This is a genomic window from Janthinobacterium sp. 78, assembly GCF_003096775.1.
In the GTDB taxonomy this organism is placed as follows: domain Bacteria; phylum Pseudomonadota; class Gammaproteobacteria; order Burkholderiales; family Burkholderiaceae_D; genus Janthinobacterium; species Janthinobacterium tructae.
In genome coordinates, this window is sequence record NZ_QENT01000001.1 from 2,764,599 (window position 1) to 2,780,754 (window position 16,156).

A 16,156-nucleotide genomic window follows, 5' to 3' on the forward strand; every position below is an offset into this window, starting at 1 on the left:
GCTAGCAAATGAAAGGCCGTCAGGCTTGATCTGGCTTAAACCTGCGTTCTATTTAATCAGCGCCAATACTTCGCGGAAACGCGGATGCTTGCAGTCGCGCAACCATTCAAAGGCCAGCATTTCCACCGTCACCAGATGGGCACCGAGCTTGTCCAGGCGGGCCAGCGCCGCATCGCGGCTGGCGCCCTGGCGCGAGCCGACGGCGTCGATGGCGATGATGACTTCATAGCCCAGCTGCAGCAGGCCGATGGCCGTCTGCAGCATGCACACATGGGCTTCGCAACCGGTGACGACGATTTGCTTGCGCCCGGCGGGCAGCATGTCCTGCAAGCCATCAAAGCAGGCGCCGAAATGCGTCTTGTGCAAGGTCCGTTCGCACAGCGCGGCGATTTCCTCCACGTTCGGCCCCAGTCCCTGGCGGTTTTGCTCCGTGCCCAGCACGGGGACGTCGAGCAGACGGGCGATCTTCGCCAGGCGCAGGTTTTGCGCCAGCACCAGGCCGGCGTCGTGGATGGCCGGCATCAAGCGGCCTTGCAGGTCGACAATGACGAGTACGGACTTGCTTGCATCCATCAACATGGTGTTCTCCTTGTTAGTATGTGACGACAGTGTAGCGCGCTGCCGCTTGCTTAGGCTGGCCAGCTGGGCGTGGCCGTCTCGCCCATCAGATAGGCGTGATTCAGGTCGATGGCGGCACGCAGGTAATTCCACAGGGCGCTGACGCGGGCGATGTTGCGCCGCTCGCTCGGTGAGATCATCCAGAAGGCGCGCAGCAGGTCGATCTCGCCATCGAGCACGGGCACCAGTTCGTTCGACTGCTGCGCCACGAAGCAGGGCAGGATCGCCAGCGCCTGGCCCGCGCGCGCCGCATGGTATTGCGCGATCACGCTGGTGCTGCGAAACGCGCGCAGGGAATCGGGCGCCACGTTGTCCATGTAGCGCAGCTCCGAACTGAACACCAGGTCATCCACATAGCCGATGATCGGGTGCTGCGCCAGCTGCGCCACGCTGGTAATGGGCGCGTGGCGCGCCAGGTAGGCTGGCGTGGCGTACAGTTTTAACCGGTAGTCGGACAATTTGGTCACCACGTACGGACCGGACAGGGGGCGCTCGATGGAAATGGCCACGTCCGCCTCGCGCTTCGACAGGCTGACGAAACGCGGCACGGCGATCAGGTCCACGCTGATGTGCGGATAGCGGCCGCAAAACTGCGCCAGGTGGGGCGCCAGCACGATGGCGCCGAAACCTTCCGTGGCGCCCAGGCGCACCTGGCCCGACAGCAGGCGATTATGTTCGCCCAGCTCCTCGGTGGCGGCAAACACCGTGCTCTCCATGCTTTCCGCGTATTCCATCAGGCGGTGGCCTTCGGGCGTCAGCTGGTAGCCCACGTAATTGCGGTCGAACAGCTGCGTGCCCACCTGCTCCTCGAACTTGCGCATGCGCCGCGACACGGTGGAATGGTCGATGCCCAGTTTTTTCGCCGCATCGACGAGTCCTGCGCTGCGCGTCAGTTCCAGGAAGACCCGTACATTGTCCCAATCGAGCATGGCAATCCCTCTCTGTGCATTTTTGCAAAGGAATTATGCATTAATTTCACTTGAGTGCATATTTTTACACATGCAGAATGCATCTACACCTATAAGAAAACTCATCCACCTGGAGACACGCATGAAAAAAACCGTTCTGGCCATGGGCGCGCTGGCGCTCACCCTTTCCTTTGGCGGCGCGCACGCGCAGATTTCCGATGGCGTCGTCAAGGTCGGCATCCTGACCGACATGTCCGGCCCGTATTCGGCCATGGGCGGGCGCGGCTCCGTCGTCGCCAGCCAGATGGCCGTCGAGGATTGTCTGAAAGCCGAATGCAAGGGCATGAAAATCGAAATCGTCTCGGCCGACCACTTGAACAAGGCCGACATCGCCGCCTCCAAGGCGCGCGAATGGATAGACCGCGACAAGGTTGACGCCATCGCCGACCTGACCAATTCATCGGTGGCCCTGTCCGTGCAAAAGCTGATGAAAGAGAAGGGCGGCATCGCCATGTTCAGCGGCCCGGCCACCACGCGCCTGACCAATGAAGACTGCTCGCCGAACGGCTTCCACTGGATGTTCGACACCTATTCGCAGGCGGCCGGCACAGCGGCGGCGCTGACCAAGCTGGGGCAAAAATCGTGGTATTTCGTCACCGTCGATTACGCGTTTGGCCATTCGCTGGAAAAAGACGCCAGCGAAGTCGTCAAGCACAATGGCGGCACGGTGCTGGGCGCCGTGCGCCATCCGCTGAACGCGTCCGATTTTTCATCTTTCCTGGTGCAGGCGCAGGGTTCCAAGGCGCAGGTGATCGGCCTGGCCAACGGCGGCGCCGACACGGTGTCGGCCATCAAGCAGGCGCGCGAGTTCCGCATCGGCAGCGGCAAGGACCAGCGCCTGGCCGCCTTGCTGGTGTTCCTCTCCGACGTGCATGCGCTGGGGCTGGAAACGGCCCAGGGCCTGGTCTACGCGGACGGTTTTTACTGGGATTATGATGACCGCAGCCGCGCCTTCGCCAAGCGTTTCGAGGCGCTCAACAAGGGCGCCAAGCCGACGATGGTGCAGGCGGGCGTGTATTCAAGCGTCTACCACTACCTGAAATCGGTGGCGGCGGCGAAAAGCGACGACTCGAAGATCGTCGCCCAGAAGATGCGCGAGCTGCCCATCAAGGACTTTGTGATGAACAATGCCTCGATCCGCCCCGACGGCCGCGTGATCCACGACATGTACCTGGTGCAGGTGAAAACCCCGGCCGAATCGAAAGGCGCGTGGGACTACCTGAAAGTGCTGTCCACCATCCCCGCCGACCAGGCTTTCAAGACTATGGATGCGGCGGCGTGCAACCTCGTTAAAAAATAATTCCGGGGTCAGACCCGCCGGGGGGATTTTCCCTAGTGGGGAAAATCCCGATTCCGAAGGAACTGACCCCAGCTTTACGCCGTTGGGTTTAGCTGAACAAACATCGAAATCACGGAGTACGCCATGAATCGCCCCCTCACCCAAGTCCCTACTGTCCCCCTGCACATCGGCGGCAAGCACCACACCTCGACCAGCACCGAATGGCGCGACGTCGTCAACCCGGCCACGCAGGAAATCGTCGCCAAGGTGCCGTTTTCCACGGCCGATGAAGTCAACCTGGCCGTCGCCACGGCCAAGGAAGCATTCAAGACCTGGCGGAATACCCCGCTGGCCGCGCGCATGCGCATCATGCTCAAGTACCAGCACCTGATCCGTGAAAATATCGGCGCCCTGGCCGCACTGATCACGCGCGAACACGGCAAGACCCTGCCGGACGCGGAAGGGGAGGTCATGCGCGGCCTGGAAGTGGTGGAGCACGCGTGCTCGATCGCCACCTTGCAGCTGGGCGAAATCGCGGAAAACGCGGCCACCGGCGTCGATGTCTACAACATCTACCAGCCGCTGGGCGTGGGCGCCGGCATCACGGCTTTCAATTTCCCCGTCATGCTGCCGTGCTTCATGTTCCCGATTGCTATCGCCTGCGGCAATACGTTTGTATTGAAACCGTCGGAGCAAGACCCGTCATCGACCATGTACCTGGTCGAACTGATGTACCAGGCGGGCTTGCCGGCCGGTGTGCTGAACGTCGTGCACGGCGGCGCCGACGTCGTCAACATGCTGTGCGACCATGCCGACATCAAGGCCGTGTCCTTCATCGGCTCCACCCACGTGGGCACGCATGTGTATCGCCGCGCCAGCGAATCGGGCAAGCGCGCGCAATCGATGATGGGCGCGAAAAACCATTGCGTGGTGCTGGCCGACGCCAACAAGGAGCAAGCGATCAATAACCTGATCGGCGCCGCCTTTGGCGCGGCCGGCCAGCGTTGCATGGCCAATTCCGTCGTCGTGCTGGTGGGCGAGGCGCGTTCCTGGCTGCCGGAAATCGTCGCCCGTTCGCAAGCGCTGAAAGTGGGGCCGGGTAGTGACCGCGATGCCGACCTGGGGCCGATGGTCTCGAAAGCGGCCATGCAGCGCGCGGAAAAACTGATCCAGGCGGGCGTGGACGAAGGCGCGCAGCTGCTGCTCGATGGCCGTGGCCACAAGGTGGCCGGCTACGAGGGCGGCAACTTCATGGGACCGACGATTTTCTCGAAGGTGGCGGCATCGAACTCCGTCTACACGCAGGAAATCTTCGGCCCCGCCATGTGCGTGGTCGAGACCGATACGCTGGACCAGGCCATCGCTTTTATTAACGCCAACCCGAACGGCAACGGCACCTCGATCTTCACCTCGTCCGGCTGGGCGGGGCGCAAGTTCCAGCACGAGATCGATGTGGGGCAAGTGGGCATCAACGTGGCCATACCCGTGCCCGTCGCCTATTTCAGCTTCACGGGCTCGCGCGCGTCGAAACTGGGCGACCTGGGGCCGAACGGCAAGCAAGCCCTGTACTTCTGGACGCAGACCAAGACCGTCACGGCGCGCTGGTTTGCCCCGGACGACGGCGGCAGCGGCGTCAATACCACCATCTCGATGAAATAAGGAGGCGGCGATGAGCACCAATATCGTTTTCATCGGCCTCGGTAACATGGGCTTGCCCATGGCACAAAACCTGGTGCGGGCCGGCCATGCGGTGACGGGTTTCGATTTGCTGCCGGCCAGCGTGCGGCAGTTTGCCGACGGCGGCGGCCTGGTGTCCGATGACCAGGCGGCAGCGATCCAGGCGGCCGACATCGTCATCACCATGCTGCCGGCCAGCCGCCATGTGCTGGGGGCTTACCTTGGCGACGCGGGTATCCTGGCGCAGGCGCGGCGCGGCACCCTGCTGATCGACTGTTCGACGATTTCCACCGAGGCGGCGCGCCAGGTGGGCCGCGCGGCCGAGGAAAAGGGCATGCCCATGCTGGACGCGCCCGTCTCCGGCGGCACGGCGGGCGCCACCAACGGCACCCTGACCTTCATGGTGGGCGGTGAAGACGCGGCGCTGGCGGCGGCGCGGCCTTACCTGGAGGTCATGGGCAAGGCGATCTTCCATGCGGGCGGCTCGGGTTGCGGGCAGACGGTCAAGATCTGCAACAACATGCTGCTGGGCATACTCATGATCGGCACCAGCGAAGCGATACGCCTGGGCGTGGCCAATGGCCTGGACGCTAAGGTGGTGTCGGACGTGATGGCGAAAAGCTCAGGCCGCAACTGGACCCTGGAAGTGTACAACCCATGTCCCGGCGTGGCCGAGAACGTGCCCGCGTCGCGCGGCTACACGGGCGGTTTTGGCGTCGACCTGATGCTCAAAGACCTGGGCCTGGCCATGGAAAGCGCCGAGGCGTCGGGCGCCAGCGTACCGCTGGGCGCCCTGGCGCGCACGCTGTATGACATGCACAGCAAGGCAGGATCGGGCGGGCTCGATTTCTCCAGCATCTACCGGTTGCAGGATACGCCGGCATAAGGCCGCTGCCGTGGCGATGGCGCTCCTGCGGGAGCGCTTTTTTTTGTTGATCGCCATCCAACCGTACATGCTATTAGGACGGTAAGAATATACAATCAGCAACTTGATTGGAAGCAGTTTTGATGCAAGATGCAGGCTGCCGATATGGACGCCGATTGCGAAAAGAAAACATGCCCGGCAAGGGCCTTGATGAACAGGAAAGACGGATCCCCGATGTTTAAAAAAATACTGGCACTGGCGCAGGGCGTGGTCGGCCTGGATGAGCAGGCGCAGTTGAAGAAGGGCTTGCGCGGCTTGGCGCAGATCTCGCCTGCGCTGTGGGAGCGCGCCTGTGAGTTCGTCTGCGAAGGACGCCAGGAAGGCGTGCTGCTCGATGTGCAGGCAGCGGCGCCGCGCGGCGGCACCTTGCTGGGCAAGCCCGGGCGCCTGTACTCGCATTTTTATACCCATAATTTGAGTAACAAGGATGGCGCGCTGGCCAATGAAAGTCTGCGCCACCGGCACCAGTTCTACGCCCAGTCCGACGCGGCGACGCTGGACGCGGCGCTGCTGGTGCGCCTGGGCAAGCTGCTGCAGGCCGCCGACGGGGGCGATACGCTGGAACGCACGGGCGCCGCGGTGCCGCAGTGGCTCGATTACCTGCTCGGCGATGCGTTGTTCGCCAGTTTTTCCGAGACCCGCGCGCAGGCGACCACGGTCAACCGGCGCGGCTGGGACGTGGTGCTGCTGGCGCGCCTGCTGGCCGCCGATGGCGAGGAGGAAGAAGGCGCGCTGCAACTGGTGTTCGAGCGGCGCGAATTGAACGAGTACGTGCGCGATAACTGCCTGCAGCGCCTGCTGGCGCCGGGCGCGCTCGACGCTTACATGCTCGCGCATGCTGCGCAGGTGGAGCAATTGCCAACGCTGTTGTCGGCCAGCGGCAAGGCGCAGCTGGCCAGGCGTGTGGGCGCCGCGCCCGCGCTGGCCGACGCCTATGCCGCCATCCTTGTGCGCCTGGCCGTCGATGGCGGCAAGAGCGTGCGCATCGAAGCGGCTCCGCATCTGGCCGCCATTCCCGTGGAACGCAGGGCCGTCTTGCTGCAGCAATGCCTGTTGACGGGCAAGACGGAAGAGCGCGTGCAGGCGGCCGAGCTGCTGGGCCGCAGCCTGGGGCCGCAGCAGGGCGCGCTGCTGGAACAGGCGCTGGCGCAGGAGACGAGCAAGCCGGTGCAGGCGGCCATCCGCAATGCCCTGTCGTGGCTGGGCGCGGCCAGCGATGCGGGCGCGGCGGAACTGCCCGTGCCGCCGCTGCCGCCCGCGCCGCCGGCGACGCGCCTGGGCGACGCCGCGCTGCAACTGCTGCAGGCCAATCATGCGGCACTGCTGGAAAAGTACCGCGCCGAAGCACGGCAGGAGCGCGAAGACAACCAGCACGCCAAACACAAGTACGAATGGAAGCAGGAGCGCCTGAAACGCTATGAGGCGTTCAAGCCGGCCTGGCTGGAAGCGGCCATCCGCGTGTTCAATGGCGAGGCAGCGAAGGGCGACGAGGGGCCCTTGCAAAGTAACCTGGCGCGCGAACCCGTCGAGCTGCAGGGCAAGCTGGCTGCCTTGCCGGAGTTTGGCGTGGCGCACATGGCACGCTGGCTGCAGGCCACGCGGCGCAATATTTTTCATTTCTGGCACGATGACTTCTTCCAGCAATGGCTGGCGCGGCAGGACCTGTCCACGTTTGACCTGCGCCTGCTGGCGCGCGCCATGCGCGAGGCCGGCGACGAGCATGACAGCGTGGCCATGGCCTGCGTGGCCAGCAACTGGTGGGGCGCCAAGCCGCAGCAGGTGCTGGCGGCGGACATGGTCTGGCCGCTGTTCGCGGAACGCCCCGAACTGATCGAGCAGGGCCTGGGCTTGCGCGCCGTCGAAAGGCGCCGGGGCGTGGCGCCCGAGCTCGGTCCCACCCTGGAAGTGCTGGCCACCTTTCCGGTGCTGCCGGCGCAATGGCTGCCGCGCGTGATGGAGATCGCGCTGGGCGAGGGCAAGCAGCACCGCGCCAGCGCGCAGCAGGTGCTGGCCAGCCTGCCCGATATCGGCAAGCGCGTGGCCGAGGCGCTGGGATCGAGCAAGCAGGACATGCGCATCGGCGCGGCGCGCTGGCTGGCCGACCTCGATTACCGCGCTGCCGTCCCGGCGCTGTACCAGGCGCTGGACAAGGAAACGCGTGAGACCGTGATCGCCGCGCTGATGACGGCGCTGGAAAAACTGGGCGAGGACCTGAGTCCGCGCCTGTCGCCCGAGATCCTGCTGGCCGCCGCGCGCAAGGGCTTGAAGGGCAGGGCGCCCGTCGGCCTGGCCTGGTTCGTCTTCGAGGCGCTGCCCGCCTGCCACTGGCAGGATGGCACGCCGGTCGACGCCGATATCATCCGCTGGTGGGTGGTGCTGGCCTGCAAATTGAAGGAGCCGGGCGGTAACGCCTTGCTGCTGCGCTATCTGGGCCTGCTCGACGCGGCAAGCCGCGCCGCCCTGGGCGAGACGGTGCTGCGCCTGTTCATCACCGAGGATCTGCGCGGCCCGAGCCTGGAAGTGGCGACCGCCGAAGCGCAGGCGCGTGCGCCGCAGGCCTACCTGAGCTACCAGGACCAGGCCAGGCGCTATCCCGAGTATTATGCCGCGCAGGGCAAGATGACCGAAGAGCAGGTGTTCGACCAGATCCGCCGCAACAAGATGGCCGAATACCTGGGCAGCGCCATCGGCGAGAAGGGCATCCTGGCGCTGGCCGCGCATACGCCTGGCCATGTGGCGATCAGCCTGCTGCAAGCGTATATGCGCGACCATTACCCGCGCCGCGCGCAGATCGAAGCGATGCTCGACGGCCTGGCCGACGGCTACGACCCGGCCGTCATCCAGTTATTGCTGGGGATCGCGCGGCGCTACCGCACGGCCTCGGTGCAGGAAAAGGCGCGTCTGCTGGTCGAGCGCATCGCGCAAGGCAAGGGCTGGAGCCATGACCAGCTGGGCGACCGCACCATCCCGACCGGCGGCTTCGACGACAGCGGCCGCCTCGACCTGTCGTATGGCGAGCGGGTCTTCCAGGTGACCCTGGACGGCGCCATGAAGCCGCGCTTGCACAACCCCGACGGCAAGGAGATCAAGGCCTTGCCCGAGCCGCGCCAGGACGAAGCGCCCGAACTGGCCAAGGAAGCCAAACAGCAGCTATCGGTGTGCAAGAAAGAACTCAAGCAAGTCATCACCATGCAGACGGCGCGCCTGTACGAAGCCATGTGCGCCGGACGTGTCTGGCCGGCGCAGGAGTGGCGCGATTACCTGCTCGGCCATCCGATCGCGGGCCGCCTGGTGCAGGCGCTGGTGTGGATCAGGGAGGACGACGCAGGCCGCACCCTGCTGCGCCCCAGCGACGATGGCAGCCTGCTCGACGCGGACGACGAGGAAGTCGCGCTGCCCGAAGGCAGCCGGCTGCGCCTGGCGCACGCCTCGCTGCTGGACGCGCCGCAGATCGCCGCCTGGCAGCGCCATTTCAAGGATTACAAGGTCAAGCCCCTGTTCGAGCAGCTGGCGCACCAGTTGCCCGACGCCGCGCTGATGGCGGGCCGGCACATCGCGGACCGCGAAGGCTGGGTGGGCGACACCTTCGGCTTGCGCGGCGCTTTTGGCAAGCATGGCTATCAGCGCGGCCAGGCCGAGGATGGCGGCGTCTTCACCGAGTATCACAAGGATTTCATCAGCGCCGGCCTGCGCGCAGTGATCGAATTTTCCGGCAGCAGCCTGCCCGAGGAATTGATGGCGGCCGCCCTGAAAACGCTGCAATTCTATCCCTTGCCGCGCTCCTGGCGCGACGAGGCGGTGCCGCTGGCCGACGTGCCGTCCGTGCTGCTGGCCGAAACCTATGCCGATTATCTGGCGGTGTCGAAGGCGTGCGGCGGCTATGATGCGCAATGGGAAAGTAAAATGCCGTGGTAAGCAAAGAAAGCAACATCATGACGGAACAAGATAACGATAACCAGGTGGTGCGCCGCAGCGCCGAACAGCGCTACGCCAGTGAACTGGAGCGCCTGAAGGCGGCCGATACCGATCCGCGCCCGCAGGGCTGGCAGCTGTCGCCGCGCGCGGTGCGCCGTTTCATCCTGGGCGACGCGGCGCTGCAAGTGAGCCGCAAATTCTATGGTGACGATCCGCTGGTCGACCGCGCCATCGTCACCCTGATGGGGCACCAGGGGCTGATGCTGGTGGGCGAGCCGGGTACGGCCAAGTCGCTGCTGTCCGAATTGCTGGCCGCGGCCATCAGCGGCGACTCCGCGCTGGCGATACAGGGCACGGCCGGCACCACTGAAGACCATATCAAGTATTCGTGGAACTATGCCTTGCTGCTGGCCGAAGGGCCGAGCCGGCGCGCACTGGTGCCGTCACCCTTGTTCCAGGCCATGGAAGCGGGCAAGCTGGTGCGCTTCGAGGAAATCACGCGCTGCGCGCCCGAGATGCAGGACGTGCTCATTTCACTGATGTCGGAAAAGCAGCTGATGATTCCGGAACTGGGCGGCGACGCGCGCGTGCATGCGCGGCGCGGCTTCAATATCATCGCCAGCGCCAACTTGCGCGACCGCGGCGTGCATGAAATGTCGTCGGCGCTGAAACGCCGCTTCAACTTCGAAACCGTCAAGCCTATCCGCGACCATGGCTTCGAAGTCGAACTGGTGATGCAGCAGTTGCAGCGCGAACTCGATGCCATCGGCGCCGCCGTCATCGTCAAGCGTGACGTGGTCGAACTGCTGGTGACCACGTTCCAGGAACTGCGCGCCGGCCAGACCCGCGAAGGCACGGCCATCAAGACGCCGGAGGCGGTGATGTCGAGTGCCGAGGCGGTCAACCTGGTCTATGCGGCCTCGCTGGAGGCGCTGCATTTCGGCGACGGCACCTTGCGCCCGCGCGAACTGGCCAACCAGTTGCAGGGCGTGGTCCTGAAGGACAACGCCGATGACCTCAAGCGCGTGCGCCATTATTTCGACACGGTGGTGCGCGAACGTGGTCGCCGCGACGATTTGTGGAAAAGCTTCGGCGACGCGGCGCGCCAGCTATGGCTGTAGTGCAGCCGGATTCGCAGCCGAACTTGCAGCCGAATTTGCCGGCCGGCGTGGCTGCCGCGCGCGCCAGGCTGTTCGGGCAGGGCGTGTACTTTGCGCCGGTGCGCCACCACAGCCCGGCATGCGCGCAGGCATTGCAGGCCATGCTGCGCGAATTGCGCCCGGCCGCCGTGCTGATCGAGGGGCCGGAAGGCTTCACAGACATGCTGCCCTTGCTGCTGGACGAACGCACGCGCCCGCCCGTGGCGCTGCTGTGCCAGACACCAGCGGCAGGCGCAGAGGGCGCACGCACGGCATCGGCGTTTTTCCCGTTTTGCGATTACAGTCCCGAATGGGTGGCGCTGCGCGAGGGGGCGGCCGTGCAGGCGCAGCTGGCCTTCATTGACCTGCCGTGGCAGGCGCGCGCGGGCACGGCGGCTGCGCACGATGCCGATGCGCGCAGCCTGATGGCCGAGCGCTACCTGGCCCACAGCCGCTATCTGAACGCCCTGGCCGTGCGCGCCGGCTGCCGCGACCAGGACGAACTGTGGGATCACCTGTTCGAAGCGCGCTCGCGCGCGGCGCTGGCGGACTGGCGCAGCGTGTTTGGCGACGTGTTTTCCTACTGCGCCATGGCCCGCCTCGATTACGAGCCGGCCGTGCTGGAAGCGGAGGGCAGTCTGCCGCGCGAACGCCACATGGCGGCGCATATCGCCCGCTGGCGCAAGCAGGTCGATGGCCCCGTGGTGGTGGTCACCGGCGGCTTTCACACCAGCGCGCTGATCGAACTGCTTGACGCGAATCCCCCGCCTGCCGCGCCTGCTGCACCTGCCGCACCAGCCATTGCCGGCACCAGCTGGCTGATACGCTACAGCTTTGAGCGGCTCGATGCCCTGAATGGCTACGGCGCCGGCATGCCGGCGCCCGCCTACTACCAGGCCGTCTGGGATGCCCTGCAGTCGCCGGCACCGGGCGAGCATCAGCTTGCCGTCGCCGTGGATCAGTTGACCAGGCTGGCCCAGCACAGTCGCGCGCGCGGGGTGCAGGAGCGCATTTCTACGGCGCAGGTACAGGCGGCGGTGCTGCAGGCGGCCAGGCTGGCGGCCTTGCGCGGCCATGCGGGACCAGGCCGCCAGGATGTGCTCGACGCCATGCGCTCCTGCTTCGTCAAGGGCGCCATCGACGATGGCATGCAAGGCCTGTTCGACGACGTGCGGCGCCAGATGACGGGCAGCCGGCTGGGCGACGTGCCGCCATCGGCCGGTTCACCGCCGCTGGTGCAAGACGCGCGCGCGGCTGCGCATCGCCACGGCTTGCGCCTCGACGACGGCGACAAGCGGCTGGCGCGGCTGGACCTGTACCGCAAGCAGCGCCACCGACTGCGCAGCCGCTTCTTTCATCTGATGCAGTATCTGGACACGGACCTGGCGCGCTGGCAGGGCGGCCCCGATTTCATGGCCGGCAGCCGGCTCGAACTGCTGTTCGAGGAATGGACGTATGCGTGGACGCCGCTGGTCGAAGCGCGCCTGATCGAATTGGCTGCCGATGGCAGCACCCTAGCCGAGGTGGCGCTGGCGCGGCTGCTGCGCGAAGAGCAGGCGCTGGGCGCCGCAGGCCGGGCCCGTTCGGCCGGCAGCGCCGCTGCCCTGCTGGTGCGTGCCTGCCTGGTGGGCTTGCATGAACGTTTGCCCGATCTGCTGTCGCTGTTGTCGCGCCATCTCGATGAGGATGCCGATTTTGCCTCCGTCGTCGCTTGCGGCCATGCGCTGGTGACCCTGTGGCGCGCGCGCGAGCCGCTGGGCGTGCGCGAGCATCCGGGCGTGCTGGCGCTGATGCGGCGTGTCTGGCCGGCCGCGCTGTTCCTGCTGCCCGCACTGGCAGACACGGGGATGGACGGGGAAGGCGCGCAAGTGGGGCAGTTGCTGGCATTGCGCGAATTTGGCCGTGCCGCGCGCAGCGCCTTGCCGGAGCAGGAGGCTGGCCTGGCTTTCGACGCCGGCGACCTGCACCGGCGCCTGCAGGCCCTGACGGCGACGCGCACCTGCGCGCCCGGCATCTGCGGCGCTGCCGCCGCGCTGCTGTTCCTCGATGGCGCCTGGGGTGAGCAGGATTTGTCGCGCTTGCTGGAACAGCACTTCGGCGCCGGCGCCACGCCGCAGGATGCCGTGCGCTTCCTGTCGGGCCTGATGGCCGCCGCACCTGAATTGCTGTTGACGCAGCCGGGACTGCGGCGCAGCTTCAACACCCTCGTCGGCAGCTGGGACGAGGCCAGTTTCATTCAGTATCTGCCCGATTTGCGGCTGGCCTTCACTGGCCTGAAGCCGCAGGAGACGAGCGACCTGGCCGAGGCGCTGGCGGTGCTCAACGGCGCCGCGCCGGACGCCTTGCAGGCCGAATTCCACTACGACGTCAGCGAAGACGAGATGCTGGCAGGCGGTCGCCTGAACGCGGCGCTGGCCGCCTGCCTGGAGCGCGATGCGCTGTCTGTCTGGCTGGATCTTTCAACGGAGAAGCCGCATGGCTGAGAATCTGCATCATCAGGAATTGCTGCGCCGCTGGCGCCTGATGCTGGGACGCTACGCGCAGCCGCTGCAAACGCAAGCCTGGTCCGCCAACGATGGCCGGCTCGATGCCAGCCTCGATTATCTGTATGGCCGCGAGTATGAGCGCAAGGGCGTGCTGCGCGCCAGCGGTGGCGGTTCGCTGGACCCCAGCCAGCTGCGCGCCATCGACTGGCTGGCGCAGGCGCGCAAGCTGTTTCCGCAGGAGGTGTACGAGCGCGTGCAGGGCCACGCGATCGAACGCTATGAATTGAGCGGCTTGCTGCGCGACCCTGCCGTGCTGGCCAGCCTGGAGCCGAACCAGGCGCTGGCGCGCGCCCTGATCGGCATACGCGGGCGGCTCGGCGCGGACATGCATGACGCGGTGCGCGCCGTGATACGCCACGTGGTCGAGGAAATCACCGAGCGCCTGCGCAAGGATTTCGTCAACGCGGTGGTGGGGCGGCGCAACCGCTTTCGCCGCACGCAGATGCAAAGCGCGCAGAACTTCGATTGGCGCGCCACCATTGCCGCCAACCTGAAACACTATGATCTGGCCAGCCGCCGCCTGCTGATGGCGCGGCCCGTCTTCAATGCGCGCGTCAAGCGCAGCCTGCCGTGGGACGTCATCCTGTGCGTCGACCAGAGCGCCTCGATGATGGATTCGGTGATCTATGCGGCCGTGGTGGCCGGCATCCTGTCCGGCCTGCCGGCCGTGAATGTGCGGCTGGTGGTATTCGACACCAGCGTGGTGGACCTGACGCACCTGGCCGCCGACCCGGTCGAGGTGCTGCTGACGGTGCAGCTGGGTGGTGGCACGAATATCGGCCGCGCAGTGCAGTACTGCGAGCAGCTGGTGAGCAATCCGCAGCGCACGGTACTGGCCCTGATCAGCGATTTCGAGGAGGGCGCGCCGCCAGGGCCACTGCTGGCGGCGCTCAAGCGCATGAACGAGTCGCGCGTCACCCTGCTGGGCCTGGCCGCGCTCGACGCGCGCGCGCAGCCCGTGTATGACCACGGCATGGCGCAGCGCCTGGCGGATCAGGGCATGCACGTGGCGGCACTGACGCCACAGCACTTTGCCGAATGGCTGGCCGGGGTGATGGGATGAGCTGGCACGCCGTGTACCGCAGCTTTGACGACGACAGCCTGGCGACGCTGGCCAACGCGGGCCTGCTGCGCCGCGCCCTGAAAGATATCGAGGCGGGCAAGGTAGGCTGGCAGGATGACGTGGGCGGCGCCTTGGTCGCCGACGGCCAGCGGGTGGCGCTCGATGCGGGCGGGCCACAGAAGGGCCGCTGCGATTGCCCGGCGCCCGGCATGTGCAAGCATATCCTGGCCGCTGCCGTGTGGCTGCGCGAACTGCCGCAGGAGAGTGGACAAGACAGTGGACAGGACGGTGTCCAAGATGCGCTGCCGGCCGGCGTGCAGGAGGAGGTGCTGGCGCTCGACAGCGCGGCCGTCTGCAAGCAGGCGGGCAAGCCGGCGGTGCGCCAGGCGCTGGCCTGGCTGGCGCAAGGCGACCAGGCGGACGTCACCATCGTCAACGCCAGGCTGCAGATCGAGCTGCCCCTGTTGAAACTGGGCTGCAGCTATCTGCGCGGCGCCGGTGTGGACGCCATGGTGTCCGACACCCCGGCCGCCCTGCGCAAGGCGCTGCACCTGTATGCGCTGGCCTGCGTCTGGCGCAAGCATGGCCGGGAGTTTGCCTGGCCGGACGGCACTGCGACGGCGCCCGCCGCCGCAGCGCCGGGAATGAGTACGTCCGAGCTGGTGTTCCTGGCCCAGGTGCGGCGGCTGCTCGGTGAGCTGTACGACAATGGCCTGTCACACGCCAGCGCGATTGCCGCCGGCCAGCTGCGCGCGCTGACCATGTCGGCGCGCAGTGAAAACCTGCCCCGTCTTGCCGCCCTGTTGCGTGGCCTGGGCGGTACGCTGGACTTGCTCGTGCGGCGCGATTACCACGCCAGCGAGCGCCAGGCATTCGAGGAGATGGCGGCCATCGGCGCCTTGTGCGCGGCGCTCGAACACGCGCCTGGCCCGCTCTTGCAGCGCTTGCGCGGACAGGCGCGGCGCAGCTTCGATGCGGCCGGCGACGCGCCCATCGACCTGCTGCCGCTGGGCGCGTATTGGTGGGAAACGCGCGGCGGCGCGCATGGTCTGACCATGTCGTTCTGGCAGCATGCCGAGGAGGGCGAGGGGCGTATCGTGCAGGCGGTGCTGGCGCGGCCCGACGCCAGCGACCGCTCGTTTACGCGCGAATCGGCATGGGATGGGGGCAGCCTGTGGACGGGCGCCGGCAGCGCCCGGCATATGTGCGGGGCGAGCTGGCAGTTGGCAGGCGCGTCCCTGGCCGACGATGGGCGGCTTGCCATGGACAGCGGGGTGCGCGCCAGTGCGGCGCCGCTGTGGGCGCTCGACGATGCGCGCTGGCAGAGTCTGGGTTTCAGCGACTGGACGGCGCTGGCCGCTTTCATGAGCGGTAACGTCGGCTTGACGCCGGAGCCCGTCGATTGCGTGGTGCTGCGGCCGGCGGCCGTGGCGCGGCCGCAGCTCGACGAAGTGGGTCAGCGGCTCGATTGGCAAGTGTTCGACACCTGTGGCGCCGCCCTGGACTTGCAGATTCCGGCACTGCCGGCGCTGCGTCCGCGCATCACGCGGCTGCAGGCGGCCGTGGCCGATGGCGCCGATATCCGGGCCGTGCTGGCCAGCCGCGCGCGTGGCGAGCCAGGTGGCTGGCAGCCGGTGGCGCTGCTGATCGCCAAGAATGGCAAGCTGCGCGTGGTGTCGCTCGATTTCGAGATCGACGCAGGCACGCTGCCATCGGCGCTGGCGCGTTTTTTCAAGAGTCTGGGGGGCGCCAGCCTGGCGTCATCGGTGCCGCAGCAAAGCTCGGCGGCAGCGCGGGTGCTGGCCCAGGTGCTCGACCTTCTCGTACTGCAGGCGCGTAGTGGCCGGCCACGGCTGGAAGCCGAGCTGGCTGGCGAACTGGCGCAGCATGGTGCCACCTTGCGCGCGCTGGGCCTGGATTTGCCAGCCGGCCTGCTGGTGGCCTACGTCAGCACGCCGCGCGCGGCGCAAGCCTTGCGCCTGGCGTATGTCTGCACGACGTGCCTCGCGCTGGAGGCAGGCTAGCC

10 protein-coding genes are annotated in these 16,156 nt (G+C 66.6%); 8 read left to right on the forward strand and 2 right to left on the reverse strand.

The features are described 5' to 3' along the window. Positions 1 to 48: 48 nt before the first annotated feature. Positions 49 to 579 carry an isochorismatase family protein gene (locus C8C92_RS12390; protein ID WP_116744084.1) on the reverse strand — a complete coding sequence of 177 codons (531 nt, stop codon included), beginning with the start codon at positions 577 to 579 and terminating at the stop codon, positions 49 to 51. Positions 580 to 629: 50 nt separating this feature from the next. Continuing rightward, positions 630 to 1,547, reverse strand: a complete 918-nt coding sequence (locus C8C92_RS12395) for a LysR family transcriptional regulator (protein ID WP_116744085.1) — start codon at positions 1,545 to 1,547, stop codon at positions 630 to 632. Positions 1,548 to 1,668: 121 nt separating this feature from the next. On the opposite strand from C8C92_RS12395, the gene C8C92_RS12400 reads away from it, so the two are divergent. From C8C92_RS12400 to C8C92_RS12435, 8 genes are all read left to right on the forward strand, one after another. Continuing rightward, positions 1,669 to 2,886 carry an ABC transporter substrate-binding protein gene (locus tag C8C92_RS12400; protein ID WP_116744086.1) on the forward strand — a complete coding sequence of 406 codons (1,218 nt, stop codon included), beginning with the start codon at positions 1,669 to 1,671 and terminating at the stop codon, positions 2,884 to 2,886. 123 nt (positions 2,887 to 3,009) lie between these two features. Beyond that, positions 3,010 to 4,524, forward strand: coding sequence for a CoA-acylating methylmalonate-semialdehyde dehydrogenase (locus C8C92_RS12405; RefSeq protein ID WP_116744087.1), 1,515 nt, complete (start codon positions 3,010 to 3,012; stop codon positions 4,522 to 4,524). Positions 4,525 to 4,534: 10 nt separating this feature from the next. After that, on the forward strand, positions 4,535 to 5,428 hold the full coding sequence (mmsB, locus tag C8C92_RS12410; protein ID WP_116744088.1) for a 3-hydroxyisobutyrate dehydrogenase: 894 nt from the start codon (positions 4,535 to 4,537) through the stop codon (positions 5,426 to 5,428). A gap of 213 nt (positions 5,429 to 5,641) precedes the next feature. Further along, positions 5,642 to 9,382, forward strand: a complete 3,741-nt coding sequence (locus tag C8C92_RS12415) for a DUF4132 domain-containing protein (protein ID WP_165829398.1) — start codon at positions 5,642 to 5,644, stop codon at positions 9,380 to 9,382. A 17-nt stretch (positions 9,383 to 9,399) separates the two neighbouring features. After that, positions 9,400 to 10,503 carry an AAA family ATPase gene (locus C8C92_RS12420; RefSeq protein ID WP_116745939.1) on the forward strand — a complete coding sequence of 368 codons (1,104 nt, stop codon included), beginning with the start codon at positions 9,400 to 9,402 and terminating at the stop codon, positions 10,501 to 10,503. Next, entirely contained in the window at positions 10,494 to 13,004 is a 2,511-nt protein-coding gene (locus C8C92_RS12425) for a DUF5682 family protein (RefSeq protein WP_243420186.1), read from the forward strand. The genes C8C92_RS12420 and C8C92_RS12425 overlap by 10 nt, the downstream gene beginning before the upstream one ends. Further along, complete coding sequence (locus C8C92_RS12430) at positions 12,997 to 14,130, forward strand: VWA domain-containing protein (protein WP_165829400.1); 1,134 nt, start codon at positions 12,997 to 12,999, stop codon at positions 14,128 to 14,130. Before C8C92_RS12425 ends, C8C92_RS12430 begins: the two co-directional genes overlap by 8 nt. Continuing rightward, positions 14,127 to 16,154, forward strand: a complete 2,028-nt coding sequence (locus C8C92_RS12435; protein ID WP_116744090.1) for an SWIM zinc finger family protein — start codon at positions 14,127 to 14,129, stop codon at positions 16,152 to 16,154. Before C8C92_RS12430 ends, C8C92_RS12435 begins: the two co-directional genes overlap by 4 nt. The last annotated feature ends 2 nt before the right edge of the window (positions 16,155 to 16,156 follow it).

Bases quoted from the DNA above. Each gene is read 5' to 3' on its own strand.
- C8C92_RS12390 (WP_116744084.1), bottom strand. From the start codon at position 579: ATGTTGATGGATGCAAGCAAGTCCGTACTCGTCATTGTCGACCTGCAA.
- C8C92_RS12395 (WP_116744085.1), bottom strand. From the start codon at position 1,547: ATGCTCGATTGGGACAATGTACGGGTCTTCCTGGAACTGACGCGCAGC.
- C8C92_RS12400 (WP_116744086.1), top strand. From the start codon at position 1,669: ATGAAAAAAACCGTTCTGGCCATGGGCGCGCTGGCGCTCACCCTTTCC.
- C8C92_RS12405 (WP_116744087.1), top strand. From the start codon at position 3,010: ATGAATCGCCCCCTCACCCAAGTCCCTACTGTCCCCCTGCACATCGGC.
- mmsB (WP_116744088.1), top strand. From the start codon at position 4,535: ATGAGCACCAATATCGTTTTCATCGGCCTCGGTAACATGGGCTTGCCC.
- C8C92_RS12415 (WP_165829398.1), top strand. From the start codon at position 5,642: ATGTTTAAAAAAATACTGGCACTGGCGCAGGGCGTGGTCGGCCTGGAT.
- C8C92_RS12420 (WP_116745939.1), top strand. From the start codon at position 9,400: ATGACGGAACAAGATAACGATAACCAGGTGGTGCGCCGCAGCGCCGAA.
- C8C92_RS12425 (WP_243420186.1), top strand. From the start codon at position 10,494: ATGGCTGTAGTGCAGCCGGATTCGCAGCCGAACTTGCAGCCGAATTTG.
- C8C92_RS12430 (WP_165829400.1), top strand. From the start codon at position 12,997: ATGGCTGAGAATCTGCATCATCAGGAATTGCTGCGCCGCTGGCGCCTG.
- C8C92_RS12435 (WP_116744090.1), top strand. From the start codon at position 14,127: ATGAGCTGGCACGCCGTGTACCGCAGCTTTGACGACGACAGCCTGGCG.